Here is a 26,468-nt window from a genome sequence, read left to right on the forward strand (position 1 = left end):
CTGTAAAGTATCTCGAGCAGATGGTGAGCGGCAAACATCCAGCCCCGGGCGGAAGGTGCTGCACTTCACCGTCCGGGGCCGGTTTTATTCAGGGTAATCACAGTACTCGATAATGGTGCCTTCCGTATCCGCCGGGTTTAAGTAGATGAGACGTCTGCCGTGTTTATTTATCCGGCGCGTATGATCGAGGACGCGGATTCCCTGTTCCTCCAACTCCTTCAGTGCTTCATCGAGATTGTGCACGCGGTAGGCGATATGATGAACGCCTTTGCCTTTCTGCTTGATAAAACGTGCAATCGGGGATGTCGCATTACTGGTCGGCGCCAGCAGTTCTGTCTGAAGGCCGTTGACGTGAAGAACGGCCACCTCACTTTCCACTCCGGGAGCTTCGCTGATGTAATGGTCTATGAACGTGCCTCCCAGCACATTGATGTAAAAAGCTTTGCTTCCTTCTATATCCCGTACGGCTATACCGATATGATCGATCATTTTGTCCATTCTGATCCCCTTCCTGTTCATGAAACGTGACTCCTGATTTCATTTTATAGGAGAAACCGGCCCTTTCACACGGTGAATGATGTTTCTCTTTAGTTTTATGTTGATCAAAATGAAACTTCAATGCATGAATGTCTTTGTTGCGGAAACATTAGAAAGAGGAACTTTATAGGGGGATATCATATGAGCTACAGAGAGTACTGGAATCAGATACAGGAGACAAAGGATGAGTTGAATTCGCTTATTTCTTCTTATTGGAGTGGCTATTCGAATGTAGGGGACTGGGAATTCTGGGTCGTACTTTCGTTATTGGTGTTCCCGCTGTTACTACTGTATTTTATAGACAGAAACAGAATATTTGAACTGTTTTGTTTCGGATATACCGTTCATTTACTCTGGACTTATATTGATATGATACTGGAAAACTACAACTATCTAACTCACACTCATTTTATAACGCCTCTGCTCCCGTTTGCGTTAACCGTGACCACGTCTCTGCTTCCTGTCGGCTTTCTGCTGTTGTACCAGTACTGTACCAATCATAAGAAAAATTTTTATATCTGTACGATCGTTTTAAGCGCGGTATTTGTTTTCGTGTTTATGTCCGTGGAAAGAGTGATAGGCTTGGTGGAATTCACCCGTGGCATGAATCAGTTTTACGTTTTTCTTATTGATATCGTTATCGCTTATATATCATATTGGTTCATAACAGGGATTAAACGATTTATCACCCCTGATGCAGATGATGGCTAAGATGGATTCGTATCAGCAGGATGTGAGTAGAGAGGAGTCCTGCCGTGTTTGTTGGAGCAGACCGTTTCACCAGCCCCCTCACACGGCTCACCACAATTTCACTTCCCACCCCTTGGCACCCCTTGTATAATGATTAATATGGTACCCGCCCAGCCCTTTGGATTAATGAATCATGCCGCTATGGAAGGGTATCAGGGACAAGCTGTTTAACCGGGAGGGAATAAGATGAGCTTTTTTTTGGAGCGGGCGGTCGAACTTGCTCTTCGCAATGCAGAAGAAGGTGGCCGCCCGTTTGGCGCCGTACTTGTGAAGAATGGACGGATTGCGGCTGAAGGGGTGAATGAACTGCACCGCGGGTATGACGTGAGTGCGCATGCCGAAATGGAAGCTATTCGAAGCGTACAGCAGGAGCACAAGACATACGACTTGTCAGGATATACGATGTATGCCAGCGGGGAGCCGTGTCCAATGTGCCTGTCGGCGATGTATTTCACCGGCATCGAGACGGTTTACTATGCAGGAACGGTAGAAGAAGCGGCAGCAGCAGGTCTGGACCTTTCCAAAATCATTTATGATGATCTACAGAAGCCAAAACAGGCACGTAAAGTCTCGATGATTCAAATGCTGAAAAAGGAAAGCCAGGAAGACCTGATACAGCGTTGGAATAGATGAGGAGGGTCTGTCCGATTATCAACCTGCTGTATTCAACCGCTGCAGATGCCGGATTCCTAAACGCTAGGAAGAAGTCCATTGTCCGCCGTTGACGTGGAGGGTCTGGCCTGTCACAAAACGGGAATCGTCCGAAGCCAGGTAAACGTAGGTGGGAGCCAGTTCGAAAGGCTGTCCCTGTCGGCCCATGGGATTCCCAGCCATCGTCACTTCATCCGCTGAAAAACTTGCTGGAATCAATGGTGTCCAAATACGACCCGGTGCAACGGCGTTCACCCGTATTCCCTGGTTCACCAGGTTATTTGCTAAAGCCCGAGTAAACCCAACATTCGCACCTTTTGATGCCGTATAATCCATTAATTGTTTGTTACCATCATAGGTCACAACAGAAGCGGTATTAATAATTGAACTTCCCGCCTGCAAATGGGGAAGAGCTGCCCTGGTAGTGTAAAAATGTGAGTATATGTTCACTTTAAACGTGTCGTCAAATTGTTCATCACTAATATCAAGCAGACTTAACTGCTGAAATTGAATGCCGACATGGTTACAGAGAATATCGAGCTGCCCGAAGACAGCCACGGTTTCTTCTACAATATAAACACACTGCTGTTTTTCTCTCATATCTCCAGGCAGTAAAAGACAGCGTTGTCCCAGTTCTTCGACACGTCGTTTCGTCCGTTGGGCATCCTCCTGCTCATCTAAATAGGAAATCGCTACATCTGCCCCTTCTTTGGCGAAGGCGATGGCTGCAGCGGCTCCAATGCCGCTGTCCCCTCCGGTAATCAGTGCAGTCTTTCCAGTTAGTTTGCCGCTTCCCTGATAGTTGGGATTTTCGACGATCGGGCGCGGGTTCATGAGTTTTTCCAGTCCCGGCTGTCGATATTGACGCTGTTCCGGTACTGTCATAGGAACCTCTTCATATTGAGTGACTTTACCATAATTGGGGTACAACGGATAATTAAAGGATGCCATGAAAAAACCTCCAAAGTCTTATTTCTTTCACCTTATGTTTTTTAGTCATCAGCCGTGCAGAAGCTTTTTGACAAAGGACATGCTCACGATAAGGTGGGAAGGAATAAGGTGAAAAAAGATTGGAGGTTTAGAAAATGTTTTATTCCCAGGAAAATGTGCTGCTGCTTCATCAGTCGGAGGAAAGGGTAAACGTTTATTATAATGGCAACCCTCGTCCGTTTTCCCTGCCCAAAATAGGTCCGAGACCCCCGTATTTCTGTTATCCAAGATACGAACCGTATTATCCGGTGATATAAAAAAGAGAACGGCTTCGGGGCTTCCGAAGTCTTTTTTTGTCAACATTCCGTATATTCGCAGGGTTAGCACCGGGCCGTATGACCAATCAAGTATTCTGTAAAAACAAGATTAAATTAGCTTTCCGGCTGCTGAAAAGGATGCGACGTGCCGGGACCCGGGCAGGGATGCAGGAAGGTGGTGTGTGCAGCCTGCCGCGTTTTTTATGACACTTCTAAAGAGCTGGGCGAACTGCATTAAGTGTGTCTGCATCTCAAAAAAATCACAGCGACGTCACTGCGGAAGGATTTTGATATGGCTTCAGCGCAGCAAGTGATCGATGTGGCAGTCTTCACGGAAACCATATGCGCAATTTCTTCATTAGTTCATTGTACTCCTTTAGGAACGGCTTTGGTCACAGTATGAATGAGTGCCTGAAACACCGTGTCATTTTATCCTAGCCTTTTCCTTTCCTTTTTCGTATAAAGGTCATTATCAGATCCGCTGCTAATAACAGGAGAAACAACCCAATCACTGCAGTTTCGCCAACATCCATGACCCGGAACGGAATAAAGGCGTTTCGGACAGCATCTTTTCTATTAAATCCCATCGCCATGTCGAGAATCAGGGAAACCCCAATCAGCGTGCTGAAAAGTAAACATACAATGCCCGCTATTTTCACATTTATCATCTCCATTTCCTATACTGTTCCTTTCAGGCTGACGTTATGTATATTGCAGGTGCAAAGGAATCACACTAACCGTAAATACAAAGAAAGCAAGGTTGCTATGCCCTATCGATTACGACGTTTGTTCAGATCCAAAAAACAGCAGACTCATTCCATCGCGGACCAGAAAAACAGGACGCCGTTAGAAACTTCTCTGAAGGAGAATCTGAAGGAGTTCAAAAAGAGAACTGGAAACAGTTCGGATGTGGTAATCCGGACGTTAACGACGGGAGGGATGCAATGGGAAGCGGCAGTTGTATACATTGACGGCATTGTCGATAATTTATCCATTGATGAGTTTCTCCTGGAACCGCTGCTGCAGCTTCAGGTTCCGGCATCGCCCGTTCAACAACAGGACGTCCCGGAGTTCATTGCAGAACAGGTTATTGCTCTTGGGGGAATTGACCCGGTATCGGATTGGGAAACGCTTTTTGAAGCGGTGACCATCGGGAGGGCGGTTCTGTTCATCGATGGTGCCGCAAAAGCATTAAGTGCGAGTACCATTGGCGGCGAACGGCGTGCGGTGGAAGAGCCGCCTACCGAAATATCAATCCGCGGACCCCGGGAAGGATTTACCGAGTCGATTCGGACTAATACTGCGATGGTACGCCGTCGAATCAAAAACCCGAATCTGAGGGTGAAAACGATGAAAATCGGCCGTCAAACGAAAACAAATGTAGAAATTATGTATCTTGAAGGGATAGCAGATAACAAAGTGGTAGAGGAAGTCCGCCGCCGTCTAAAACAAATAGACATGGGGAGTATTCTTGACTCAGGCTATATCGAAGAATTGATAGAAGATCAGCCGTCTTCTCCCTTCCCGACTATTCATTTTACGGAGCGCCCGGATTCTGCTGCCGGCAACATCCTCGAGGGACGGGTGGCTGTCTTTGTAGACGGCAGTCCGTTTATTCTGCATATGCCCGCGGTTTTCATTCAATTTTTTCAGTCAGTTGATGATTATTACAGCCGTTCTTTTATCGCTTCTTCTCTGCGGATGCTCCGGATTATGGTTTTTTTAATTTCCCTTTACGCTCCTGCCACATATGTGGCAGCCACGACGTTTCACCAGGAGATGATTCCGACGCAGCTTTTGATTGTACTGTCGGCACAGCGTGAAGCGGTTCCTTTTCCGGCGGTGATTGAGGCGTTCATTATGGAAACGACGTTTGAGATTTTACGGGAAGCAGGTATCCGCATGCCGAAAGCCGTCGGGCAGACGGTGTCGATTGTGGGGGCTCTTGTAATCGGCCAGTCAGCGGTACAGGCAGGAATTGTTTCGCCGGCGATGGTGATTATCGTGGCAATTACGGCGATTGCAAGTTTTACAACGCCGTCCTATTCCATGGCTGTTGCCGCCCGCATGATTCGTTTTATTCTAATGGTGATCGCGGCCTCTTTCGGATTTTACGGGTTGATTTTGTCGTTCATTGTGATTACCGCCCATCTATGCGGACTCCGTTCCTTCGGTGTGCCTTATATGGCTCCTCTTGCTCCGTTCATCCGCGCAGATTTTGAAGATTCGGTGATCCGCCTGCCGTGGTGGGAAGCGAAAGAACGTCCTCGTCTTATCAGCGGGCAGAATAGTGTGCGCCAGGGAGAGAACTTGAAACCGGAAGCTCCCGGTACACAAAGTATCCGGAAACAACGGAAGAATACAGGTGAACTGGATGAAGACTAGATTGTGTTGTCTGACCTCTGCATTGTTGGGAATAATATTGCTTTCCGGGTGCTGGAGTAATGAGGAACTTCCTGATCTTGCACTTGTTTCAGCGATGGGGGTTGATCTGGAAAAAGATGGACGCTACACCGTGACGGTACAGGTTATTAATCCGGGGAATGTAGCCGGGGAAAGCACACAGGGAACGGGAGAATCGGCAAGCCCGCCTGTATCGACCTTCACCGAATCCGGTTGGAACCTTACCGAAATTAACCGTAAAATATCCAAAAAGGTATCGCGGCATATGTACTATGCCCACACGAATCTTATCGTGATCAGTGAAAAGCTGGCACAGGAGAAAGGAATTCTGCAGGTGTTCGAAGTGCTGGAACGTGACCATGAATTCCGTTCCAGCGCCAAAGTAGTAATCTCTTACCGGTCTGACGCAGAAGATATCATGAAAACGTTGAGTAGTATTGATAAAGTCCCGTCCGATAAAATTATTAATACCATGAAGGCAACAGAAAAAGCATGGGGGGAGCATGTAAGTGTAAGTATAAGGGAGCTGATTGCCAAACTCGTGTCGTCCGGTGAGGAGCCGGTTGTCACCACCTTTCATACGACTCGAAATAAGGGGGAGACACTTCAGAGCATTCAGCAGACCAACCCCGCCGGCCGCCTGAAAGCTGCCGGTCTGGCCGTTTTTAAAGATGGAAGAATGGTTGATATGACAACAGGTGAAACCTCCAAAGGGATCGTCTGGCTGCTCAATAAGGTAAAAAACACAGCGGTTTCCGTAAACTGGGAAGGAGAAAAGCACGCGGCTGTCTATGACTTGATGCGGCAGCAGACCAAGGTTACGGCCGATGTGGAGAAAGGGGGGGACATACGAATGAAGGTGGACATAGCCGCCGAAGGAAATGCCAGTGAAGTAAAAATACCCATTAATTTAGCATCCCCTGATGTTTTGAACAAAATGGAACAGAAGGTGGAAGAGACAATCAAACAAAGTATTCTGAGTGCGGTCGATAAGGCGCAGGATCTGGAAACCGATATTCTCGGATTCGGTGCAGTGGTCCACCGGACGGATCCGGAAGCATGGAAAAGATGGAAAAAGGAATGGGATGAAAGATATTTCCCTGATGTACAGGTGGATGTTTCGGTGGATGTATTTATCCGGCGGACCGGGCTGCGCAATGAACCCTTTCACAGGAATTGATCAGGATGAGGCCGGGACAGGGGGGTGGAACGGATGGAGAGGGCAAAGATAAACGCCGGGCAGTTGTTTGTGCTGATCTTTTTATTCGAAATGGGAAGTGCCCTCCTGCTGTCTTTAGGCATCGAGGCAAAACAGGATGCCTGGCTGGCTGTGCTGACAGGGATGTGTGGGAGTCTTTTTTTGTTCTGGATGTATTACCGACTGTATCTGTTTTACCCGGACATGCTTCCCACCTCTTATATGCAGCATATTTTCGGCCCTTTTTTTGGAAAAATCGCAGCATACCTCTATATATTACTTTTTATGTACAACGGTGCACGAGTACTGCGTGATTTTGGAGAAATGCTCGTCACGTCTACCTATACGGAAACTCCGCTTTTTATTATAAATGCCCTTCTTTTGCTTATCGTCCTGTATGTCATTCATAAAGGTATTGAGGTGATTGCCAGGACAGGAGAGATCTTGTTTGTCGTTCTTTATGTATTGGCTGTAACCGGATCCATACTGATTGTGGTATCAGGTTTGATCAACATAGACCACCTGAAACCAGTACTGGAAGGAGGCATAGGCCGTATTCTGAAAACAGCCGGCACGGAGACGTTGTATGTGCCGTTTGGAGAAGCAGTCGTCTTTTTTATGATTCTGCCTTATGTAAACCGTCCGGATAAAATCAAACCTGCTATGTTTTCCGCGCTTGTACTGAGTGGCATTAATTTGACAATTACCATGGCGGTGAATATTGCTGTACTGGGAGTAGATCTGACCGAGCGTTCACAGTTTCCGCTTTTGAACACTATTCAAGCCATTCAGGTAGCAGAATTTCTGGAGCGTCTCGATGTCTTTTTCATGATTGCTATAATCGTGGGGGGGTTCGTGAAAATAAGCATCTATTTTTACGCAGTCGTTATCGGAGTGTCCGATTTATTTCGCGTGAAAGAAATCTCCAGCCTGATATTTCCGCTGGGTCTTGTTCTCCTGTTTTTATCCATGGTGATTGCCAGCGGTTATGCCGAGCACATTAAAGAAGGGCTGCGCTTCGTGCCGTTATATATGCATCTGCCGCTTCATGTCATTCTGCCGGCTCTTCTTTTGACGGTAGCCGCGTTGAAAAAGCGGCACTCGATGAATAAGCGGAAACAATCTTGAAAAACTAAGAAATAATCGGTTTTCCAGTTGAAAAGTAAGTTCAGTAAGAAGCTGGAATGAAGCAGAAAACAGGAGAATCAGTATGAATATTAATGGAGAAAAACAGAGCAAAAAACTGGAAATCGTGCTATGGAGTATCGCGCTGCCTGGGTTCGGACATTTAATATTGAAGCAATATGTGAAAGGACTGCTGCTTGTTTTTCTGGAAACGCTCGTTAATGTATGTGGGCATTTTAATACCGTCATCGTGCTTAGTTTTAACGGTAAGATTCAGCAGGCCATTGAGCAGACGGACTATCAATGGCTGATGTTTTACCCATGTCTGTATTTTTTTGGAATATGGGATGCCTACCGGGAAGCAGGAGGAGGAGAAAAGCCCTTTTCGTATCTTCCAATGGCGTTTTCAGCCTATTTTGTTACGGTAGGTCTTATTTTTTCACCTGTGTTTACATTCTTCGGACAAAAAATCGGTCCCATGTGGCTGCCGATGCTGTTTCTCCCTCTGGGGTTCGGCATCGGCTCATTAATCAGAACCATATTGATGAGCAGCAGACAAAAGGACAATGAACAAAAAGAAAGAGGAGGAAGAAGCGGTGGATAAACAAGGCCATCTAACATCTGCAGAAATAGGAAACTTATGGACGTCGTATATGAACAATAGTATGTCGACTGTCATGCTTTCGTTTATGCTTCAGCATATACAGGATAAGGAGATTAAGGAAGCGGTACAGAAGTCTTATGATATTGCACAGCGTTATCTGGAAGAGATACGGTCTTTTTTTGAAGCGGAAGCCTACGTGATGCCGGATGGTTTTTCCGAAGGTGATGTTCATATGGACGCCCCGTGGCTTTTTTCAGATATTTTTTGTTTAACGTACGTGCACCATATGTCCAAGGTCGGGATGATAAATTACGGCGGTTTTCTTGGGATGAGCCGCCGCGAAGATATCCGTTCCTTTTATACGAGGCTGTTGTCAGATACTTCTTCTTTGTATAATCACACCACGGAAACGGCTGTTTCCAAGGGCATTCACGCCACTTACCCTTATCTGGAGGTTCCAAAAGAACAGGAGTACATTGAAGGGAAGCGATACTTGAGCGGTCTTAACCCTCTCCGTAACAAACGGGCATTAAATGCGGTGGAAATAGCTTATCTGTATATGAACATTCTCACAAACACGATTGGAGAGAAACTGGCCATTGCTTTTGCGCAGACGTCCATGTCCAAAGAGATACAGGATTATATGATCCGGGGAAAAGATATTGCAACGAAGCATATTAAGATATTTGCTTCCACGCTGGAGGAAAATGATATTGTGGCAGCAAGACTTCCCGACCTCGGCGTCAGTGGTTCGACGACTCGTACGTTTTCGGATAAACTGATGATGTTTCATATGTCGGTTTTAACAGCTGCCGGCACGGGAAATTATGCACTCGCTGCTGCTTCGAGCCTGCGCACAGATCTGGCTCTGAACTATGAGAGGTTATCATTGGAAGTTGCGAGATACGCAAAAAGCGGCGTGGAAATCATGATTAAGCATAACTGGATGGAACAACCTCCGGAAACTGCAGATAGGGATAAATTGAGCCGGAAAAAAGAATAAGTCGAAATCATTCCTGTTTACAAATCGTAACGATGACGATATACTAATGAAGGATTTATCGTAATCGTTACGAAAGGGGAATATATCATGAAAAAATGGGGTCTTATACTTACGGCCATACTGCTGACTGCTGGTATTGTATCCGCCTGCGGTTCAGGAAACGGGGAAGGAGCCAGTGGTGAGTCTCAGGAAACCGGGGAAGAAGAACCTCTACATATTTATACAACATTGTCTGCCTGGAAGGATTTTGCGGAAAGGATAGGCGGAAGCGAGGTGGAAGTGGAAAATCTTGTCCCGGCAGGCGCCGATGCCCACAGCTTCGAACCAACATCGCAGACAATGATTGATATCGCCGAGTCCGATGCATTTATGTACAATGGAGCGGGACTGGAGGGTTTTGCGGATGCGGTTAATGATACCGCTGCGGATGAAAACGTAACCTCGCTTGCAGTAACGGAAGGGCTGAACCTGCGGGAAGCCTCCTCCGGCCACAACCACAGTCACGGCGAAGGAGAGCATGCCCATCAGCATGAAAGCAGTGTGGATCCCCACGTCTGGCTGGATCCTGTACTTGCTCAGGAGGCGGCCGCCAATATTAGAGACATGCTTATTGAACTCCGCCCGGAAAAAGAAGAGATGTTTGCGGAGAATTATCAGACGCTGAAAGAAGACCTGAATACTCTGCATGAAGAGTTCAGCACGATGGCAGAAGAAGCAGAAAACAATACGTTTATCGTATCCCATGCCGGATACGGATATTGGGAAGACCGGTACGGTTTGAATCAAATGGCCGTGACTGGTATTTCACCTTCGGCCGAACCTTCCCAGAAAGAGCTGCAGTCCATCATTGATACCATCGAAAACAGCGGCATCAACCATGTTATGCTGGAGCAGAATGTGTCATCGAAAGTAACCGAAGTCGTTCAGGAAGAAGCAGGCGCCAAAGCCCTTACTCTTCATAATCTCGCAACGCTTACCGAAGAAGAGATCGAAGCGGGAGAAGACTATTTCAGCCTGATGCGGCAGAATATCGAAAACATGAAAACCGCCCTCCAGTATTCCGTAGATGCCGGCCGTTCATCAGAGAGTGGGAAAGAACACAGCCATGAAGGGCACGATCACAGCAGCCACGACCATGAAGGTCATAACCACAGCCATGAGGGACACAATCATTAACAGCTGACAAAACCAGGCAGGGAACAGTTCCCTGCCTGGTTTTGTCTATCAAGCGTTCCGGTTGTAGGTTATTCCCCGCGCTGCAAAAGCTGCTGTAGTGCAGCATTTCTGTTCTCCTTTTCCTCCTGTCCGGCGAGGTCGTATTTTTTCAGCAGATGAAACCCTTCATTTAAAATCGACTGAGGCTGTTCGTCGTGAAAAAAACGGGCGGTGTCATGATACAATGCAGCCGGCATGACATCTTTTTGATCTTCCAGTTTTTGCTTCACATCATCCAGGCTGTGGTCTATAGGACATGAACCCATCATGAATACACTCCTTCTTCAAAAATACGCTCACTGTGGGTGTAGACATTCAGCTTGTCTCCACGCACAAATCCGACGGCGGTAATATTAAGGTCATCGGCCAGGTCGATGGCGAGACTGGTCGGAGCGGACTTGGAAAGTACGATACCGACACCTATTTTGGCTGCTTTTGTCAGTACTTCCGAGGACAATCTGCCGCTGAAGACAAGAACCTTATCGCGCACACTCCAGTGATGCATGAGACAGTGTCCGTACAGTTTATCAAGCGCATTATGGCGGCCGATATCCATGCGCGAAAGCAGCAGTTCATCCGTGGAACAAAGAGCAGCATTATGAACACCCCCGGTTTGGTGGAACGCTTCGCTGTCTTCCTGCATCGCCTGCATTAAGGAAGCGCAGCGTGACGGAGACAATTGGGCGGATGTACGGGATGTTTTTGCCATTTTCATGTCATTGTGAAAATAGAACTGCCGGCTTTTACCGCAGCATGATCCGATGAAACGCTTGGAATGTCCGGAGAAGGAAAGGTTGGGCTTCTTGTAAAGATGAACATAGGCAAATCCAGATTCCTCGTCCAGCTCCAGACGAAAGATATCGTTGTAAACTAAAATAATTCCCTCGGAGGCAAGAAAGCCCACCACCATTTCACGAAGATGCTCCGGGGAACAAACCATGGTGGCAAATTCATCTCCATTTACATAAATGGTCAATGGTGTCTCCTTCACGATCGTATCTGCCGCTGCACTCACCACACCTGCCCGGTACGATGTGATGGGACGCGGTTCACTGATATGGCTTGTCATCAACCTCCCCCTCCTGCAGCCGAATTTGATGCCTTCATCATATCAATATCCGAAATAGGAATCAATTATATGTCCGAATAATTGGAATTATCAAAGTTATTGAAAAAGCAAGGTGGTCATTGTAGAATGGAGAAAATATGAATATTTTGTGAATGCATACCTGTGTAGCAACCCTCCTGTTATTATCATCTGCACGGATTTTTGTAAGCGGTTTCTTTTGGGTGGAGCAGCGTTCCTGCTTCAACTGTGTGTGTGTCGTTTTTTCAAGACAATCATGTCGTTTGTTTTGGGGGAACGTCGTTTTTTATTTAAGCAGGAACCAATCAAAACAAAAGGGGTGAATCCAGTGGCGGGAAAGCGGAAAAACAGATGGTTGATTGCATTGTCAGCGGTCGGCATCCATATCTCTATCGGTTCGGTGTATGCATGGAGCGTATTTACCAATCCACTACAGGAAGAGATGGGCTGGGACTTGTTCTGGGTCAACTTCGCGTTTAGTCTTGCTATTTTATTCCTTGGTCTGTCAGCAGCATTTCTGGGCCGTTTTGTAGAAAAATACGGCCCCCGGGTGTCAGGCCTTACAGCAGCTGGTTTTTTCGGGGCCGGTGTGCTTGGTTCCGGGTTGGCTGTGACGGTAGAGTCCCTCATTCTTCTCCTTATTTCTTACGGCGTTTTTGGCGGTATTGGACTGGGCATCGGTTATATTACACCGGTTTCCTCCCTCGTTAAATGGTTTCCGGATCGAAGAGGCCTCGCAACAGGACTTGCGATCATGGGATTCGGATTTTCCGCTGTCATCTTCAGTCCGCTGCAGGAGGCACTTATGGGGACCGTCGGTATTGCTAATACATTTTTTATCATCGGCATTATTTTTCTTTGCTTCATGACGGCTTCTGCATTGTATCTGGAACGTCCGCCTGAAGGTTACATGCAGGATAAAACGCAGGAAAAAACGAAGAAAAAGGCAGACCTGTCCGAGCTTATTGCCAATGAAGCAGTGAAAACAAGACGTTTCTGGTTTTTGTGGCTGATGTTGTTTATTAACGTAACGTGCGGAATAGCTATACTGGCTGTAGCTGCTCCGATGGGGGAGGAAATTGCAGGACTTTCTTCAGCGGCTGCAGCAACAATGGTGGGAATTATGGGATTTTTCAACGGTCTCGGCCGCATTATCTGGGCGTCGGTTTCTGATTACATCGGCCGTGCCAATGTTTACACGACGTTTTTTGTTATTCAGGTTGCTGCTTACTTTATGCTTCCGGTCATGGGGCAGGTTATTGTGTTTCAGATTCTTTTGTTTATTATCATTTCGTGTTACGGCGGCGGTTTTGCATCCATTCCTGCTTATATCGGTGATCTATTCGGCACGAAAGAGCTGGGAGCGATTCACGGCTACATTCTCACCGCCTGGGCGGCGGCAGGCCTTGCAGGGCCGAGCATATCTTCCACTGTCCGCGAGGCGACACAAAGCTACACCGCTACGCTGTACATTTTCGGGGTAATGATTGCTGTGGCTTTACTGATTTCTTTTTGGATCAGAAGGGATATTAATCTCCTGAAACGAAAACAACGACAGGAAGAAGCGGGGTGAAAGAGCTGAAGATCTATGAACAAACATGAAGCCGGGTTCAGTAATCCAGTGCGGTCGTTCTGCCACCGGGTCATATGACGACAATATTCTGCAAAAACGCGGCCATATGTGAGATGCAGGGGAACTTTTCCCTTGTCGAGAAAAGGGTGAGCAGTTGGTTCTAATGATGATGGAAAGGAGTGGACGGGTTGGCAGGTAAAATGGAAGTGAAAATCAACGGAAAAAAGGTAACGGTGGATGAGAATGTTTCAGCCCTGAATGCTTTAATAGACGATGAGCAGCAGATTCCTTCCGTCTGTTATCACCCAAGTCTCGGGGCTATTGAGACGTGCGACACCTGTATCGTGGAAAAAAACGGCGTGCTTGTCCGCGCCTGTTCCTCGGGAGTTAGTGGCGGGGATGAATTCAACACCGTTTCCAAAGATGTAAAAGATGCGCAGAAGATTGCGATGGACCGCATTCTTTACAACCATGAGCTGTACTGTACGGTCTGCGATTACAATAACGGAAACTGTGAAATTCACAATACAGTGAAAGAAATGAAAATCGAGCATCAGAGCGTACCGTTTGAACCCAAACCCTATGATAAAGATCGAAACAGCTTTTACCGGTATGATCCGGATCAGTGCATTCTGTGCGGACGCTGCGTCGAAGCCTGTCAGGACGTACAGGTGACCGAAACGCTCGCGATTGACTGGGAACGGGAACAACCGCGGGTGATTTGGGACAATGACGTACCGATTGAAGAATCGTCCTGTGTGTCGTGCGGGCACTGCTCCACTGTCTGCCCGTGCAATGCGATGATGGAAACCGGCATGGAAGGAGAAGCCGGCTACATGACCGGCATGAAGGAAGACACCCTGCGTCCGCTCATTGATATTACAAAAGGCGTGGAGACAGGTTACAGCTCAATCATGGCTTTGTCGGATATGGAAGCCTCGATGCGGGACAGTCGTATTGATAAGACAAAGACGGTTTGTACGTACTGCGGGGTCGGCTGCAGTTTTGACGTCTGGACGAAGGGCCGTGACATCTTAAAAATCGAACCGCAGCAGGAGGCTCCGGCCAACGGGATTTCCACCTGTGTGAAAGGGAAGTTCGGCTGGGATTTTGTAAACAGCGAAGAGCGTCTGACAAAGCCTCTGATTCGGGAAGGGCAGATGTTCCGGGAAGCGGAATGGACCGAAGCGCTGGATTTGATCAGGCGAAAGTTTACCGATATCAAAGAGGAACACGGCGCGGACGCGCTCAGTTTCATCAGTTCATCCAAGTGTACCAATGAAGAATCTTACTTAATGCAGAAGCTGGCAAGGGGCGTCATCGGCACGAACAATATCGACAACTGCTCCCGTTACTGCCAGAGCCCGGCGACAATGGGGCTGTTCCGCACCGTCGGTTACGGCGGGGACTCCGGATCCATCACCGACATTCAGAAGAGTGAACTTATCATTGCGATAGGGTCGAACACATCGGAGTCCCATCCGGTGCTCTCAACCAGAGTGAAAAGCTCTCACAAGCTTCACGGCCAGAAGTTGATTGTATCCGATCTGCGGAAACATGAAATGGCGCAGCGGTCGGACTTGTTTATCCGTCCGGAATCCGGCACGGATCTGATCTGGCTTTCTGCGGTGACCAAATATATCGTGGATCAGGGATGGGCAGCTGATTCCTTCCTGGAGCAGAATGTGAACGGGGTGGAACATTATAAAGAAACTCTCGCGCCGTACACGATGGAATATGCAGCGGAAATGACCGGCGTCTCTCAGGAAGATTTAATCCGTACCGCCGAAATGATTCATGAGGCGGGCAGCGTCTGTATTCTCTGGGCAATGGGTGTCACCCAGCACCAGGGCGGAAGCGATACGAGTACAGCGATATCCAACCTGCTTCTTATCACCGGCAACTACGGCCGGCCCGGAACCGGCGCTTACCCTCTCCGCGGCCATAATAACGTGCAGGGAGCCAGCGATTTCGGAAGCATGCCGGACCGCTTTCCAGGCTATCAGTTTGTTAGTGATGATGAGGTGCGGCGACGTTTTGAAGAAGCCTGGCAGGTGGACATTCCGAAAGAAAAAGGGCTGAACAATCATGAAATGGTGGATGCCATTCATGACGGCAAACTGAAGTCGATGTATCTCAAAGGCGAAGATATGGGGATCGTCGATTCCAATATCAACTACGTGCACGAGGCTTTTGAAAAACTGGAATTCTTTGTCGTACAGGACTTGTTTCTCACCACCACCGCCCAGTTTGCGGATGTCGTACTTCCGGCGAGTCCGAGTCTGGAGAAAGACGGGACTTTCACCAATACAGAACGCCGGATTCAGCGGTTGTACCAGGCCTTGGTGCCGCTCGGTGATTCCCGTCCGGACTGGAAGATTATCATGGACATTGCCAACCGTCTGGATGCGGGCTGGAAGTACGAACATCCATCTGAGATCATGGAGGAAGCCGCCTCGTTAACGCCGTTGTTTGCAGGAGTATCCTATCAAAAACTAAAGGGCTATCAAAGCCTGCAGTGGCCGGTGCATGCTGACGGCACCGATGAACCGATGCTGTTTGCCGACCGGTTTCCGTTTGAAGACGGACGGGCCCGCCTTTATCCGGTTGAGTGGACGGAACCGGTGCAATACAAGGAAGAATATGATCTGCAGGTGAACAACGGACGCCTGCTGGAACATTTCCATGAAGGAAACATGACGTATCAGTCGGAAGGAATCACACGCGGCACGCCGCGCGCCTTTGTCGAAGTATCCCCGCAGCTGGCAAAAGAACGGTCTTTGAGTGATGGGACGGTTGTACGGTTGATTTCCCCGTACGGCGCCGTCAAACTGCCGTGCCTTGTGACAGAGCGGGTACAGAAAAAAGAAGTCTACATCCCGCTGAATGATGACGGAGACGGGGCGGTCAACCGTCTCACGAGCAGTTATGCAGATAAAGACACCGATACTCCGGCGTACAAAGAAGTGCAGGTGAAAATGGAAGTGCTGGAGGAAGGGGGTGCGTCCCCACTTCCGAAAATCAATCATCGTTTCGGGAATCCGCAGCCGCAGATTGGTGTTCAGGTGGAGAAAAAGTGGCAGCGCAGCGATTACACCTTCCCTGGCGACATCGTGAAAGGATGGGATCGTTAACATGGCCGAAAAAATTCAGCATATCCAGAAACAGGAGCGGACAGAAGAAGAGCAGCGGGAACAGGATCTCCGTGAAATCGAAGATGCCTTGGTAGAGAATAAAGAGGTGATCCTGAAATCTCTGTTTACCCTGAAGCATGCGGATGACCGCGGTGTGATATCTCTTCTGCACGGTCTGTTCGCGGACGGGGATAAGGTGTTGAAAGTACTCGCGGACACACTGAACAATGAAGAAAATACGAAAGCAATTCGTCATCTTCTCCTGCTGATGGGGGTTGCGGGAAAACTTGATGTGGAAAAAGTGGAGCCACTGCTGCTGAAAGTCAACGAAGGCCTGAGGCGTGTAGGTGAAGCAGGGGACACCGAGGAAAAGACGGGGTACATGGATCTCGTAAAATCATTAAAGGATCCGGAAGTCAACCGGGCGGTCACCCTTCTTCTCACCTTCCTGAAAGGCATGGGGCAGGAGGTGGAAGAGGAAAGGAAGACAGGGAAGACCCCGCCGGATTAGAATGGTGAAACCGGCGGATTTGCGCGGATAGGCCGAAGTGAACAAGACCAGGCAGGGAACAACTCCCTGCCTGATTTTTTACGAAGAAAGGGTGTTTGTCTTTTTCAGGGATTCTATTACCACGACGGGGTTCATTTTCGTGTATAATGAAGGAAGCATTTGTAATAGAACGAAAGGCAGGCAGTACATATGAAATCAAAAATTCTGGTTATTGTGACGGCCGTGGTGTTTGTTGCGATGGGTGTTTTTCTGATGACAAGGCCCGACAATCCGGTAGGAAATCAGGCAGGATCGAAGCTGGAACTGGATAATCAACCGGTGATGGGGGAAGAAGATGCGCCGGTGCAGGTGGTGGAATTCGGTGACTATAAGTGCCCGGCGTGTAAGTCATGGAGCCAGATGGTGTTTCCGAAACTTCAGCAAAACTATATAAACAGCGGCGATGTCTCGTTTACTTATGTGAATACCCTTTTCCACGGTGAGAAGTCAAGACTTGCGGCACTGGCCTCGGAATCGGTGTGGGACCGTACCCCGGAGGCGTTCTGGTCGTATCATCAGACCATTTTTGAAAGCCAGCCGGGCGGTCAGTCACAGGACGAAGTATGGGTCACCCCGGAATCGCTCGGGAATATGGCTGCGCAGGTGGACGGAGCCCCGACATCGGAACAGCTGATGGAGGACGTGCAGCAGGGGACGTATGCAGAACAGGTAAGTACTGATCAATCCCTTGTAAATGAGTATAATATTCAATTCACCCCAAGTATTTTGGTGAATGGAACGCTGATAGAGGATCCACTTGACTGGGAGGCGATCCAGGCAGCCATTGAAGAGGAGCTGAATCAAGGGTGATGAGAAAGATTGTACTCTCTTACGGACTGTATGCCGCGTGGCTGGTGTCGGAAGCAGCTGTTTTCGGGAGTTTGTATTTCAGCGGGGTGCTTGGTTTTGAACCGTGCAAACTCTGCTGGTACCAGCGCATTCTGATGTATCCGCTCGTGATAGTGCTCGGCATCGCAGCTTTTGATAATAATCCCCGTGTCATCCGGTACGTGCTTCCTCTACCAGTGGTGGGCGGTCTGATTTCGGTGTACCATGACCTGATGCAGAAAGTTCCCGGATTCGCGCCTGTGAAACCGTGCGCCCAGGGGGTTCCGTGCCAGGGCCAGTATATCAATCTATTCGGCTTCATCACTATTCCCTTTCTTGCTTTGCTGGGCTTTTTGCTTATCACTATCCTATTGTCACTGCTTGCTAAGTGGAAGCAGGGCTGATGAAACATCCGGATGACGCCGTGTCATCCGGCTTTTTTGATGGCGCGGACCGGTTTGGTTGGTTGACCAGCATCATGCGGCCAAAACGGGTGAGAAATTGTGCATAAACGTAATCATGAATGGTTCATACGACAGTTTACGGCTGCCGGGAGCGGGTCAAACGTCCCCTGGCGCATTTCATAATGACGTTTAGGGCGTGCGGAGGCATTGCAAACGCAACTGGAGGAAAAACGTTCTACCAAAATTCCGCTGCACTGCATCATCCGGATTTATTGAATAGATAGGCAGGATTGTAGCGTCATGCGGCCAAAGCGAGGCTGAAATTATGCTCAAACGTAACTATGAATGGTTCATACGACAGTTTATAGCTGCCGGGAGCGGGTCAAACGCCCCCCGGCGCGTTTCATAACGACGTTTAGGGCGTGCGAAAGCGGTGTAAACGTAACTGGGGAACGATGACGGAACTGTTTGAAGAGGTTGCTCAACAAAATCGCTGGTTACTGGTAAGAAGCATACTTCCCTCTCCCTCTGATTTGGAAGTTTGTGGTCAGAATCCTCCTGATCGACCGCGGAGACAGGCCGCCCCCGCACCATTCGATGATGGTATTGGTGGTGAGTCTCTCATCGGGAAAAAGGAGCCTGAATTCTTCGACGCTCTGCAGCACACCCTGATCCCTGCTTACAGTGGTTTGACACTCCGGGCAGATCACCATTCTCTTCTCTTTTTTCATAAAAGAAAAGCATGCCGCGCATAGGATTCCTTTTTGCAGGTCGGTGAAAGTGTAAGGAGGAGTCCGCGAAGGAAAGGGGATAGTCGTGCTCCGTTCCAGAAGATGCTCCGCCATCCTTTCTTCTTTCTCTCCGGAAGGCAGCGAGTCGCGTTTCCAATTTTGGTGGAACCGTTCCGTTTGGGAAGGAAAAAGAATCGGCATATCAGGAGAAGCGTGGTAAAGGGTGAAAAGAGGATTCATGAAAATGAGGAAAGCGTGTACCGGAATGTCCCAGTGCAGCTGCTGCATGAGCTGGCGGAGCAGGGACTCGTTTTTTCTCAGCTGCAGGAGGGGGCTTTTGATTTCTTTTCCATAAAGGGTGAACCAGGAATCATCTTTTACATAAAAATCACCCTCATATTGTTTGACCTCAAAAAGATAGATGCCTTGAGGGGTAATCCATAGAGAGTCGATCTGACAGTAGGTGTGACTGATTTCAAACGAGATATCATGAATCATGACCGGCTGGGGGTCGAGCGTGAACGCCCACTCGTCGAATTGCCGTTCTCCTTCGAATCCTTTTTCAAGATGTTGGTAGTACTGCTTTTCTTTCGGGGGAAGGGAAGAGCGGAGGTTCAGACTGCGAAACAGCTGGAGTTCGGGGGATGGGCGGAGCTTCTTTTTAATCATAGGTCACTCCCTTTCGATTTCTTTTATCATAAGGTGAGATGGAAGAAAAAGCAAGTACCGGTTTCTAAACGACGATTGGCGCGTATAGTACCACCCTAAACGTAATCATAAACGGTCCATAAGACAGTTTACGGGTACCGGGAGCGGGTCAAACGTAGTCCGGCTCGTTTCCTAACGACGTTTACGGTGCGCGGAGACGTTGGAAACGCAACTGGGGGACGATGACGGGGGCGTTCCACCAATATTTAGTGTCATACAATACTGCGCCGCGTTATCCGGATGTTATTGATGGCGCGTGCCGGCTTGTGAGCGTCATGCGGCCAAAACGGGTGGGAAAACGAGCCCGAACGTAACCATGAACGGTTCATAAGACAGTTTACAGCTGCCGGGAGCGGGTCAAACGTAACTCGGTACCTTTCCTAACGACGTTTGGCGAAAAAATGAAGACCTAAACGCAATCATGAACGCCTCGCCTTGCGGGACCAAAATAAAAAAAGAAAGAGCTGCGTATCCGGTGCGCAGCTCTTTCTTCTTACTCTGTATGATTTTCAATCTGCTCGCGGATCTGTCGCTGCCGTTCTTCTTCTTCGAGCTCCCGGGTCCTCCGGTAATCTTTGCGTATCGATTTGAGCAGCGATAAAGCGGAGACGAACAGCACGACGGAGAAAGGAAGCGCTCCGACGAGAGAAGCGGTCTGCAGTCCGTTCAGCCCGGCGCTTATAATGAGAATCAAAGCGAGCGAAGCAATCAGGGTACCCCAGATAATCTTCAGAATGACCGATGGGTTCTGATCGCCGTTTGATGTCATCATACCAAGCACAAACGTGGCGGAGTCGGCCGAGGTAACGAGAAACGTAAACAGCAGACATATAGCCAAAACAGATAGAATCGTTCCAAGCGGCACGTTTTCAAGCATAGCAAACAGAGCGGTGGATGTATTTTCCTGAACAGCCTGCGTGATATTCGTTCCTTGGAACAGATCGAGATGAATCGCTGTCCCGCCGAAAATACCGATCCAGATAATACCGATGAGCGGCGGGGCAACCATGACACCGAGCACAAATTCCCGCAGTGTGCGCCCTTTGGAAATGCGGGCAACGAACATGCCGACAAACGGAGCCCAGGCGATCGTCCATGCCCAGTAATAGATTGGCCACTCCTGCACCCACGTGCTGTCTGTGTACTGATCCAGCCGGAGACTGGCCTGGAAGAAGTTCTGCACGTAATCCCCGATTCCGGTGGTCAGTGCGTTTAAAATAAATCCGGTTGGCCCGATAATAAGCATGGCAACCATAAGTATGAGGGCCAGGCCGAGGTTAACATTGCTTAAGTATTTGATCCCCCGGTCAAGGCCGGACAGTGTGGAAAGCATAAACAAAATAAACATGGCAGCGACAATGCCGAACTGTACGGTACGTCCGGACGTCACGTCAAACACGCTGCCGAGGCCGCTGTTGATCTGCAGCACACTCAGCCCAAGTGTTGTCGCGACACCCATGACGGTCGCAATCACGGCTATGATATCAATGGAATGACGAAGCGGCTTTTTCCCTTTGTGGCCGATCACCGCATTCATCGTATCGCTGATCAGGCTTCGCTCATCCTGGCGGTAAAGAAAGTAAGAGATGGCAAGCCCGACGAATGTAAAAGAAGCCCACTGATGGATGCCGTTGTTGAAGAAGGCGTTCCACATCGCTTCACGTGCGGCTGCGGCTGATTCCGCTTCGACCCCTGTCGCAAATGGAGGCGGAGAACCAAAGTGGGTCATCGGTTCCGCGACGCCCCAGAAGACAATACTGACACCGAATCCGCAGCTGAATAACATCGCAATCCAGGTAAAAAGCGGGTACTTCGGTTTCGCATCCATCCCGCCGAGTCTGATTTTGCCGTATTTACTGAACGCAATATAAAAATTAAAAATAATCAAAAATAGTACAAACAACAGATAGAACCATCCGAATGTTCCGGCAATCCAGCCGTATACACTGTCCGCTGTCTGCGCTAACGCATCAGGTGCGAGTGCTCCCCATAACGCAAAGACAAAGATAATCGAAAAAGAAACCCAGAAAATCGTGTTCATGAACTGTAGTCGTTTCGTTTTGTCCTCCATAGTGTATTCCCCTTTTGCACATAATAATAAGACAAGTGAATGACAAAGGAACAAGTGGTTTACAGGCTTTAACAGCTATCAGTCCTGTTACCCTTTTTGAAGCAAAATAATGCCACCGATTTAAAAAATTTGCTGTAATATGTTGCTGAATGGTCAAACCGTTTCGTATGTGGCGGCTGGTATGTCTGATATAATGAATGTAGAAATTTTAAATAGAAATGAAGAGGATAATCATGAGAATAAACAGTGGATTCAACGAAGCTTCTACTGCGGAAAAACAGCCTTTCTCAGAGGTTTTGTCAAAAACAATAAAAACAGGAATCATTAAGTCGAACTTATTTCCGATGGCTGCAGGATTAACGCTCGCGTTGTATACGTATCAGCTTGGTATTATAGAGAAGCTTCCGGCTATCATCAGCGCGTTTGCCGGATCCATTCTCGTTATGGGGGCAGCGGGTGCCTTTAATAATCTGTATGACCGCGACATCGATTCCATGATGGAACGGACGAAAACCCGTCCGACCGTCACCGGAGAAATACAGGCCCGCACCGTGTTGTGGCTGGCGGTGCTTATGAGTATCGCCGGGGTAGGCATTCTTGCTCTGGCGACACCGCTAGCTGCGCTGCTGGGATTTCTCGGCATCTTTTTTTATGTCGTTCCCTATACGATGTGGAGCAAGCGGCGGACGGTCTATAATACAGAAATCGGCAGTATTTCCGGAGCAATGCCGCCGCTCATCGGATGGGCGGCGATGTACCCCGATATCTCCCATCCGGCGGCTCTCGGATTATTTGTCATCACCGTGATGTGGCAGATGCCGCATTTCTACGCCATTGCGATACGCAAATACGAAGAATACCGGGCAGCCGGAGTGCCAATGCTGCCGGTCGTGAAAGGCGTCCAGCGCACGTACGTCCAGACGAACGTCTATCTTGTCATTTTAATCGGCATCAGCTTTCTGCTTGGTACATTGAGTGTTGGGTTAATGCTTGTCTCGCTGCTTCTCAGCGTGACCTGGCTGGTACTCAGCATGTATGGGTCAAAAAGAATGGATGCGGAAAAATGGGCAAAATCGATGTTTATTTTTTCCCTCGTTCACATGACGATATTTTTTTCCACCGTCATTATTTACTCCCTGACCGGCATTTTGTTCCAGCTGTAGCTCGGGGTTAAAGGAAGGAAAATGTAACTTCAATGGAAATGATGCAGGGAACGTACCAACCATCTCTTGTGCTTTTATCTCTATTTATTGCGGCTTTTGCGTCCTATGCCGCCTTTCACGCTGCCGGACGCCTCGGCGGGTCGACTTCCAGAAACAAGATTCTATGGGCACTCACCGGGGGCTTTTGTCTCGGAGGCGGCATATGGTCGATGCATTTTATCGGGATGCTTGCCTATGACATGGGGATGAGTGTCACGTATGATCCGGTACTGTTTGTACTCAGCGTAACCTGCGCGGTGACGGCGAGCTGCCTCGCTTTTTTAATCGTACAGTTTTTTCAGCCGAAACGTATATTTCACCTTAGTGGTTCCGTATTAATAGGCTCAGGCATTGTGTCCAAGCATTATATCGGAATGGCTTCCATGCAGATGGGAGCTGAACTGATTTATGATGATACGTACGTGGCACTTTCCGTCCTGCCCTCGATCAAGCACCGGGGGAAAAGGGCGGCCGGATTTATCGGCAGCGCCATTGTGATGGGAGTGCCGATTTTTTCGGCACAGGATACTCCTCCCTGAGCCATCTGAAAGATTTTCCGCTCAACACTTTGAAGATCGATAAGTAGTTTATCGACAACATGGAACAGGGATCGAGGGAAAAAGCGATTGTCGACGCCATCATTCATCTGGCGCACCGGCTGGAATTCAATGTCATCGCAGAAGGAATCGAAAACGAGGCCAGCTCCAGCTGTTGTCCGGCAAAGACTGTGAAGAATACCAGGGGTACTACTACAGCCCGCCGCTTCCCTCGAAGGATATTAAGAAATGATCTGGTATAGTACCGTGTGAAACGCAGGGAAAATCAGAATGCCGCTGGAATCTTTGTTTCTTTGCAGCTTCTTATCCTTTGGACATTCCTGTGATAAAATGATGTAATTGATAATTTTTATAACTGGGGTATATAATATGACGTATGTGTGGAGCACGGCGCTTGTTATTTTTATAGTATTCATAATCCGTATGTATATATCTTCCGCAAAAGCCGGACGCCTGCCTTTCCGAAAACGATTTTCGTTTATTCTCGGAATGATATTGTTTGCAGCCGCCCTCGTTGAACCGGTGCTGGCATGGGGGGATTCGTTTTTTCTCGTTCATATGTTGCAGCAGACAGCCCTTCTCTTTTTCGTCCCGATTTTTATTCTGCTTGGTCTGACAGATGAATTAGTGCAGCCGGTGTATAGTCATCCCCGCTGGGGTGGAGCAGTCCGAATTTTGACGAAACCTGTAACCGCTCTTATTTTATTCACTGCTGCTTTTTGTGTATTATATATGCCGGTAGTGTTTAATATCGTTATGTCACAGCCTGCTTTCAGCTTACTGTACATGATGCTGATGCTGGTTCTGGCGTTTGGGATGTGGTGGCCGGTCGCGGCGCCGGCAGCAAGTAACAATACTCTTCAGCCCTTTCTAAAAATCACATATATCGTGGGGTTAGGTGTTTTTTTAACACCACTAGGTATTTATATTATATTCGGAGGTGAAGTGCTGTATAGTGCGTATTCTGTGTCTCCGGGTGTCGGTGAACTGAATGCACTCCGTGCCCAGCAGATCGGCGGAGTCGCCTGGAAAGTTATAACAGTAATATTGTACTGCGTTCTAATAGCAGCCTTCATCCACGAGGCAGCTGATATCGACCGGGGGCGCAGAGAATAGAAATATATGGTAAAACCAATTCCTTTCATTATGTTATGAGAGACAGTTCAACATTCGGTTATATCAATGAATTGGTGGCGCCGGAGTATTTTTTCTCGAAGCGCTTAATACGCTTGGTGCATTTGACTGTGTTCCGACACCTCTTCTGTGCGACTATAATTATTTGAAAATTAAAAATAAAAACACAAATTTTGCGCGGCTTTATAGTGTTGGATATGGAAGTCTGAAAGATAAAGCGATAAAGAGAATGGAAATGCATTTAACCCTTGCATTACGATGTATTAAAATTTATACTGTACCTGTATTCCAGTGAAAGGAAAGAATAGAGTATGGATAAAGAAATGATGAAGGGCAACATTGATTTAATTCTGCTGTCACTGGTGGCGGACCGCGACCTGTATGGCTACGAGATGACGAAGAAGCTGAAAAGCCTGAGTGATGAGGCGTACAACATGAGTGAAGGAACGTTGTATCCGGCGCTGAAGCGGATGGAGCGCAAAGGCTGGGTAACGTCGTACTGGAGCGCTCCGGAAGGGGAAAGACGCAAAAAATATTACGCGATCACCGAAGAAGGCGGGTCCGAACTCGAACGCAAACGCAAAGACTGGGCATCGCTTCATGATCTGCTGGATAAGGCGGGAAGAGCGTATGACACGTAAGCTCGAAGCTTATGTGAAGCGGATCGCTGCCCAAACCGACTGCAGCAGATCGGAGCGTGATGATTTGTATGAGGAATTGTTATCGCATGTTCTGATTCGGCGGGATGAAGAGATCGAAGCCGGAAAGACGGAAGACGAAGCGGAAGAGGAGGCGATGGCCATGTTTGGGAAGGAAGCGCGTATCGGCGACGGCCTGCAGCAGGCGATGTTTCCGTTCCGGCGGGAACTGCTGCTGGCGCTTGCGGTGCTCTGCTTTATGTTTACGTTCGGGAAGTATATATCATCGCTTGTTCAGACCCGGGAAGCTCTCTGGTTTGTCCTCTATGGAACCGTTGGTCATTCGGCTGTACTCTTTTTTGCATTGAACCGTGTATTTGCTGTAAACCGGAAGCTGTGGCTGGCTCTTGCGTTGGTGTTGAATCTTCTGTTTCTCGTTCCTCAATGGGGCGGCCTCGGATTTTTCGGGTCCGGTTCCTTAGGTCCGGTTCTTCCTTTGATTTTACTGCTCAATCTGTATCTTCTGTACCGGACCGTTTTGACATATGAACAAAAAAAGAAACATAAAAAATCACGGCGTGTTATTCATATCTTCAACATCACACTCGGCCTCGCAGGTGGTGCGGCGGCACTGTATATTCATCTCATCGCCATGGGTTTCGGCGCGTCCGCTGCCGTTTTACTGCGTGTATTAATACCGATGCTCTTGTGGGCGGTGCTGTATACGGTTCAGACCCTGCTGCTTCCGCGTTTCCCGAAACTGGTTTTGGGAAGTCTGGTTCTAACCGTTCTCATTCTGGCGTATATGTTTTGGCCGATTATCTTTCCGTATGTTTCAGGATTATTGGAATAAGGAGCATTCCTGTTAGGGGAAAATGTGAGTTTTGAACAAAAAAGAGCCCCCTTGGTATAGTACGGAGTGTCCGATGAAAAACATCGACCTCGAAATCCGGAAACCAAGGAGGACTCATCATGCATTATACGCAAAACCAAAAACTCACGCAAATCACCTCTAACACACTTATTATTGGCGTAGATATTGCTAAAAACAAACAGGTGGCTCGTGCTTTCGATGACCGCGGCTTTGAATTTGGAAAACGAACCAGCTTCTCCAATGA

Annotated in this window: 26 protein-coding genes and 2 pseudogenes; 21 read left to right on the forward strand and 7 right to left on the reverse strand. The window is 48.3% G+C overall.

Translation table 11 applies throughout. The annotated features are described in order from the left end of the window. Positions 1 to 84: 84 nt before the first annotated feature. On the reverse strand, positions 85 to 498 hold the full coding sequence (locus tag BM124_RS14020) for a VOC family protein (protein WP_093338476.1): 414 nt from the start codon (positions 496 to 498) through the stop codon (positions 85 to 87). Between the two features lie 180 nt (positions 499 to 678). On the opposite strand from BM124_RS14020, the gene BM124_RS14025 reads away from it, so the two are divergent. Next, the gene (locus tag BM124_RS14025; protein WP_093338438.1) at positions 679 to 1,248 is read left to right on the forward strand and encodes a hypothetical protein; all 570 of its coding nucleotides are present in this window, start codon (positions 679 to 681) and stop codon (positions 1,246 to 1,248) included. 225 nt (positions 1,249 to 1,473) lie between these two features. Continuing rightward, a complete protein-coding gene (locus tag BM124_RS14030) occupies positions 1,474 to 1,920 on the forward strand; it encodes a nucleoside deaminase (protein WP_093338439.1) in 447 nt (148 codons plus the stop codon). Between the two features lie 63 nt (positions 1,921 to 1,983). Here the strand turns inward: BM124_RS14030 and BM124_RS14035 are convergent, their stop codons facing one another. Together BM124_RS14035 and BM124_RS14040 are read right to left on the reverse strand one after the other, a co-directional pair. Next, positions 1,984 to 2,889, reverse strand: coding sequence for an SDR family oxidoreductase (locus tag BM124_RS14035; RefSeq protein ID WP_093338441.1), 906 nt, complete (start codon positions 2,887 to 2,889; stop codon positions 1,984 to 1,986). 730 nt (positions 2,890 to 3,619) lie between these two features. Then, positions 3,620 to 3,859, reverse strand: a complete 240-nt coding sequence (locus tag BM124_RS14040) for a YczF family membrane protein (protein WP_093338442.1) — start codon at positions 3,857 to 3,859, stop codon at positions 3,620 to 3,622. Between the two features lie 91 nt (positions 3,860 to 3,950). Here BM124_RS14040 and BM124_RS14045 point away from each other — a divergent pair, with 91 nt between their 5' ends. The 6 genes from BM124_RS14045 to BM124_RS14070 all read left to right on the forward strand — a co-directional run bounded on the left by BM124_RS14045 (position 3,951) and on the right by BM124_RS14070 (position 10,694). Then, on the forward strand, positions 3,951 to 5,570 hold the full coding sequence (locus BM124_RS14045) for a spore germination protein (RefSeq protein ID WP_093338444.1): 1,620 nt from the start codon (positions 3,951 to 3,953) through the stop codon (positions 5,568 to 5,570). Between the two features lie 25 nt (positions 5,571 to 5,595). Continuing rightward, complete coding sequence (locus BM124_RS14050) at positions 5,596 to 6,768, forward strand: Ger(x)C family spore germination protein (RefSeq protein WP_170841154.1); 1,173 nt, start codon at positions 5,596 to 5,598, stop codon at positions 6,766 to 6,768. A gap of 33 nt (positions 6,769 to 6,801) precedes the next feature. After that, on the forward strand, positions 6,802 to 7,914 hold the full coding sequence (locus BM124_RS14055) for a GerAB/ArcD/ProY family transporter (protein ID WP_093338447.1): 1,113 nt from the start codon (positions 6,802 to 6,804) through the stop codon (positions 7,912 to 7,914). Positions 7,915 to 7,996: 82 nt separating this feature from the next. Beyond that, positions 7,997 to 8,515, forward strand: coding sequence for a hypothetical protein (locus tag BM124_RS14060; RefSeq protein ID WP_093338449.1), 519 nt, complete (start codon positions 7,997 to 7,999; stop codon positions 8,513 to 8,515). Further along, positions 8,478 to 9,518 carry a DUF3231 family protein gene (locus tag BM124_RS14065; RefSeq protein WP_093338450.1) on the forward strand — a complete coding sequence of 347 codons (1,041 nt, stop codon included), beginning with the start codon at positions 8,478 to 8,480 and terminating at the stop codon, positions 9,516 to 9,518. The genes BM124_RS14060 and BM124_RS14065 overlap by 38 nt, the downstream gene beginning before the upstream one ends. Positions 9,519 to 9,605: 87 nt before the next feature. After that, on the forward strand, positions 9,606 to 10,694 hold the full coding sequence (locus tag BM124_RS14070; protein ID WP_093338451.1) for a metal ABC transporter solute-binding protein, Zn/Mn family: 1,089 nt from the start codon (positions 9,606 to 9,608) through the stop codon (positions 10,692 to 10,694). 68 nt (positions 10,695 to 10,762) lie between these two features. On the opposite strand, the gene BM124_RS14075 is transcribed toward BM124_RS14070, so the two are convergent. After that, positions 10,763 to 11,002, reverse strand: coding sequence for a hypothetical protein (locus tag BM124_RS14075; RefSeq protein WP_425288593.1), 240 nt, complete (start codon positions 11,000 to 11,002; stop codon positions 10,763 to 10,765). Next, the gene (gene fdhD / locus BM124_RS14080) at positions 10,999 to 11,802 is read right to left on the reverse strand and encodes a formate dehydrogenase accessory sulfurtransferase FdhD (protein ID WP_093338455.1); all 804 of its coding nucleotides are present in this window, start codon (positions 11,800 to 11,802) and stop codon (positions 10,999 to 11,001) included. Before fdhD ends, BM124_RS14075 begins: the two co-directional genes overlap by 4 nt. A 274-nt stretch (positions 11,803 to 12,076) precedes the next feature. On the opposite strand from fdhD, the gene BM124_RS14085 reads away from it, so the two are divergent. The 6 genes and pseudogenes from BM124_RS14085 (at position 12,077) to BM124_RS14105 (ending at position 18,309) form a co-directional block, all read left to right on the forward strand. Next, entirely contained in the window at positions 12,077 to 13,393 is a 1,317-nt protein-coding gene (locus tag BM124_RS14085) for an L-lactate MFS transporter (RefSeq protein ID WP_093338478.1), read from the forward strand. A 15-nt stretch (positions 13,394 to 13,408) separates the two neighbouring features. After that, positions 13,409 to 13,548 (forward strand): annotated as a pseudogene (locus tag BM124_RS19740) (Na-translocating system protein MpsC family protein); the annotation flags it as partial. Between the two features lie 33 nt (positions 13,549 to 13,581). Further along, the gene (gene fdhF / locus BM124_RS14090; protein WP_244504349.1) at positions 13,582 to 16,527 is read left to right on the forward strand and encodes a formate dehydrogenase subunit alpha; all 2,946 of its coding nucleotides are present in this window, start codon (positions 13,582 to 13,584) and stop codon (positions 16,525 to 16,527) included. 1 nt (position 16,528) lies between these two features. Further along, a complete protein-coding gene (locus BM124_RS14095; protein ID WP_093338457.1) occupies positions 16,529 to 17,038 on the forward strand; it encodes a helical membrane plugin domain-containing protein in 510 nt (169 codons plus the stop codon). Between the two features lie 189 nt (positions 17,039 to 17,227). Continuing rightward, positions 17,228 to 17,887 (forward strand): DsbA family protein, encoded by a 660-nt coding sequence (locus BM124_RS14100; RefSeq protein WP_093338458.1) that lies wholly within the window; start codon positions 17,228 to 17,230, stop codon positions 17,885 to 17,887. Beyond that, positions 17,887 to 18,309: a disulfide oxidoreductase gene (locus BM124_RS14105; protein ID WP_093338459.1), complete on the forward strand. Its 423-nt coding sequence runs from the start codon at positions 17,887 to 17,889 to the stop codon at positions 18,307 to 18,309. Before BM124_RS14100 ends, BM124_RS14105 begins: the two co-directional genes overlap by 1 nt. 497 nt (positions 18,310 to 18,806) lie before the next feature. Here BM124_RS14105 and BM124_RS14110 read toward each other — a convergent pair whose 3' ends face one another. Both BM124_RS14110 and BM124_RS14115 read right to left on the reverse strand, forming a co-directional pair. Then, on the reverse strand, positions 18,807 to 19,709 hold the full coding sequence (locus BM124_RS14110; RefSeq protein WP_093338461.1) for a nuclease-related domain-containing protein: 903 nt from the start codon (positions 19,707 to 19,709) through the stop codon (positions 18,807 to 18,809). A gap of 532 nt (positions 19,710 to 20,241) precedes the next feature. After that, positions 20,242 to 21,819, reverse strand: a complete 1,578-nt coding sequence (locus BM124_RS14115) for a BCCT family transporter (RefSeq protein ID WP_093338463.1) — start codon at positions 21,817 to 21,819, stop codon at positions 20,242 to 20,244. Positions 21,820 to 22,052: 233 nt separating this feature from the next. Between BM124_RS14115 and cyoE the strand changes: the two genes are divergently transcribed. From cyoE to BM124_RS18610, 7 genes and pseudogenes are all read left to right on the forward strand, one after another. Continuing rightward, a complete protein-coding gene (gene cyoE / locus BM124_RS14120) occupies positions 22,053 to 22,982 on the forward strand; it encodes a heme o synthase (RefSeq protein ID WP_093338464.1) in 930 nt (309 codons plus the stop codon). A 32-nt stretch (positions 22,983 to 23,014) separates the two neighbouring features. Continuing rightward, positions 23,015 to 23,560, forward strand: a complete 546-nt coding sequence (locus BM124_RS14125) for an MHYT domain-containing protein (protein WP_093338466.1) — start codon at positions 23,015 to 23,017, stop codon at positions 23,558 to 23,560. A gap of 59 nt (positions 23,561 to 23,619) precedes the next feature. Continuing rightward, positions 23,620 to 23,820: an EAL domain-containing protein gene (locus tag BM124_RS14130; protein WP_093338468.1), complete on the forward strand. Its 201-nt coding sequence runs from the start codon at positions 23,620 to 23,622 to the stop codon at positions 23,818 to 23,820. A gap of 181 nt (positions 23,821 to 24,001) precedes the next feature. After that, on the forward strand, positions 24,002 to 24,694 hold the full coding sequence (locus tag BM124_RS14135) for a cytochrome c oxidase assembly protein (protein ID WP_170841155.1): 693 nt from the start codon (positions 24,002 to 24,004) through the stop codon (positions 24,692 to 24,694). Between the two features lie 329 nt (positions 24,695 to 25,023). After that, a complete protein-coding gene (locus tag BM124_RS14140) occupies positions 25,024 to 25,353 on the forward strand; it encodes a PadR family transcriptional regulator (RefSeq protein WP_093338471.1) in 330 nt (109 codons plus the stop codon). Then, on the forward strand, positions 25,343 to 26,203 hold the full coding sequence (locus BM124_RS14145) for a permease prefix domain 1-containing protein (RefSeq protein WP_093338473.1): 861 nt from the start codon (positions 25,343 to 25,345) through the stop codon (positions 26,201 to 26,203). The genes BM124_RS14140 and BM124_RS14145 overlap by 11 nt, the downstream gene beginning before the upstream one ends. Positions 26,204 to 26,322: 119 nt before the next feature. Beyond that, positions 26,323 to 26,468: pseudogene (locus BM124_RS18610) on the forward strand (IS110 family transposase); the annotation flags it as partial.

It is taken from the genome of Salibacterium halotolerans (assembly GCF_900115625.1).
Taxonomy (GTDB): Bacteria; Bacillota; Bacilli; order Bacillales; family Marinococcaceae; genus Salibacterium; species Salibacterium halotolerans.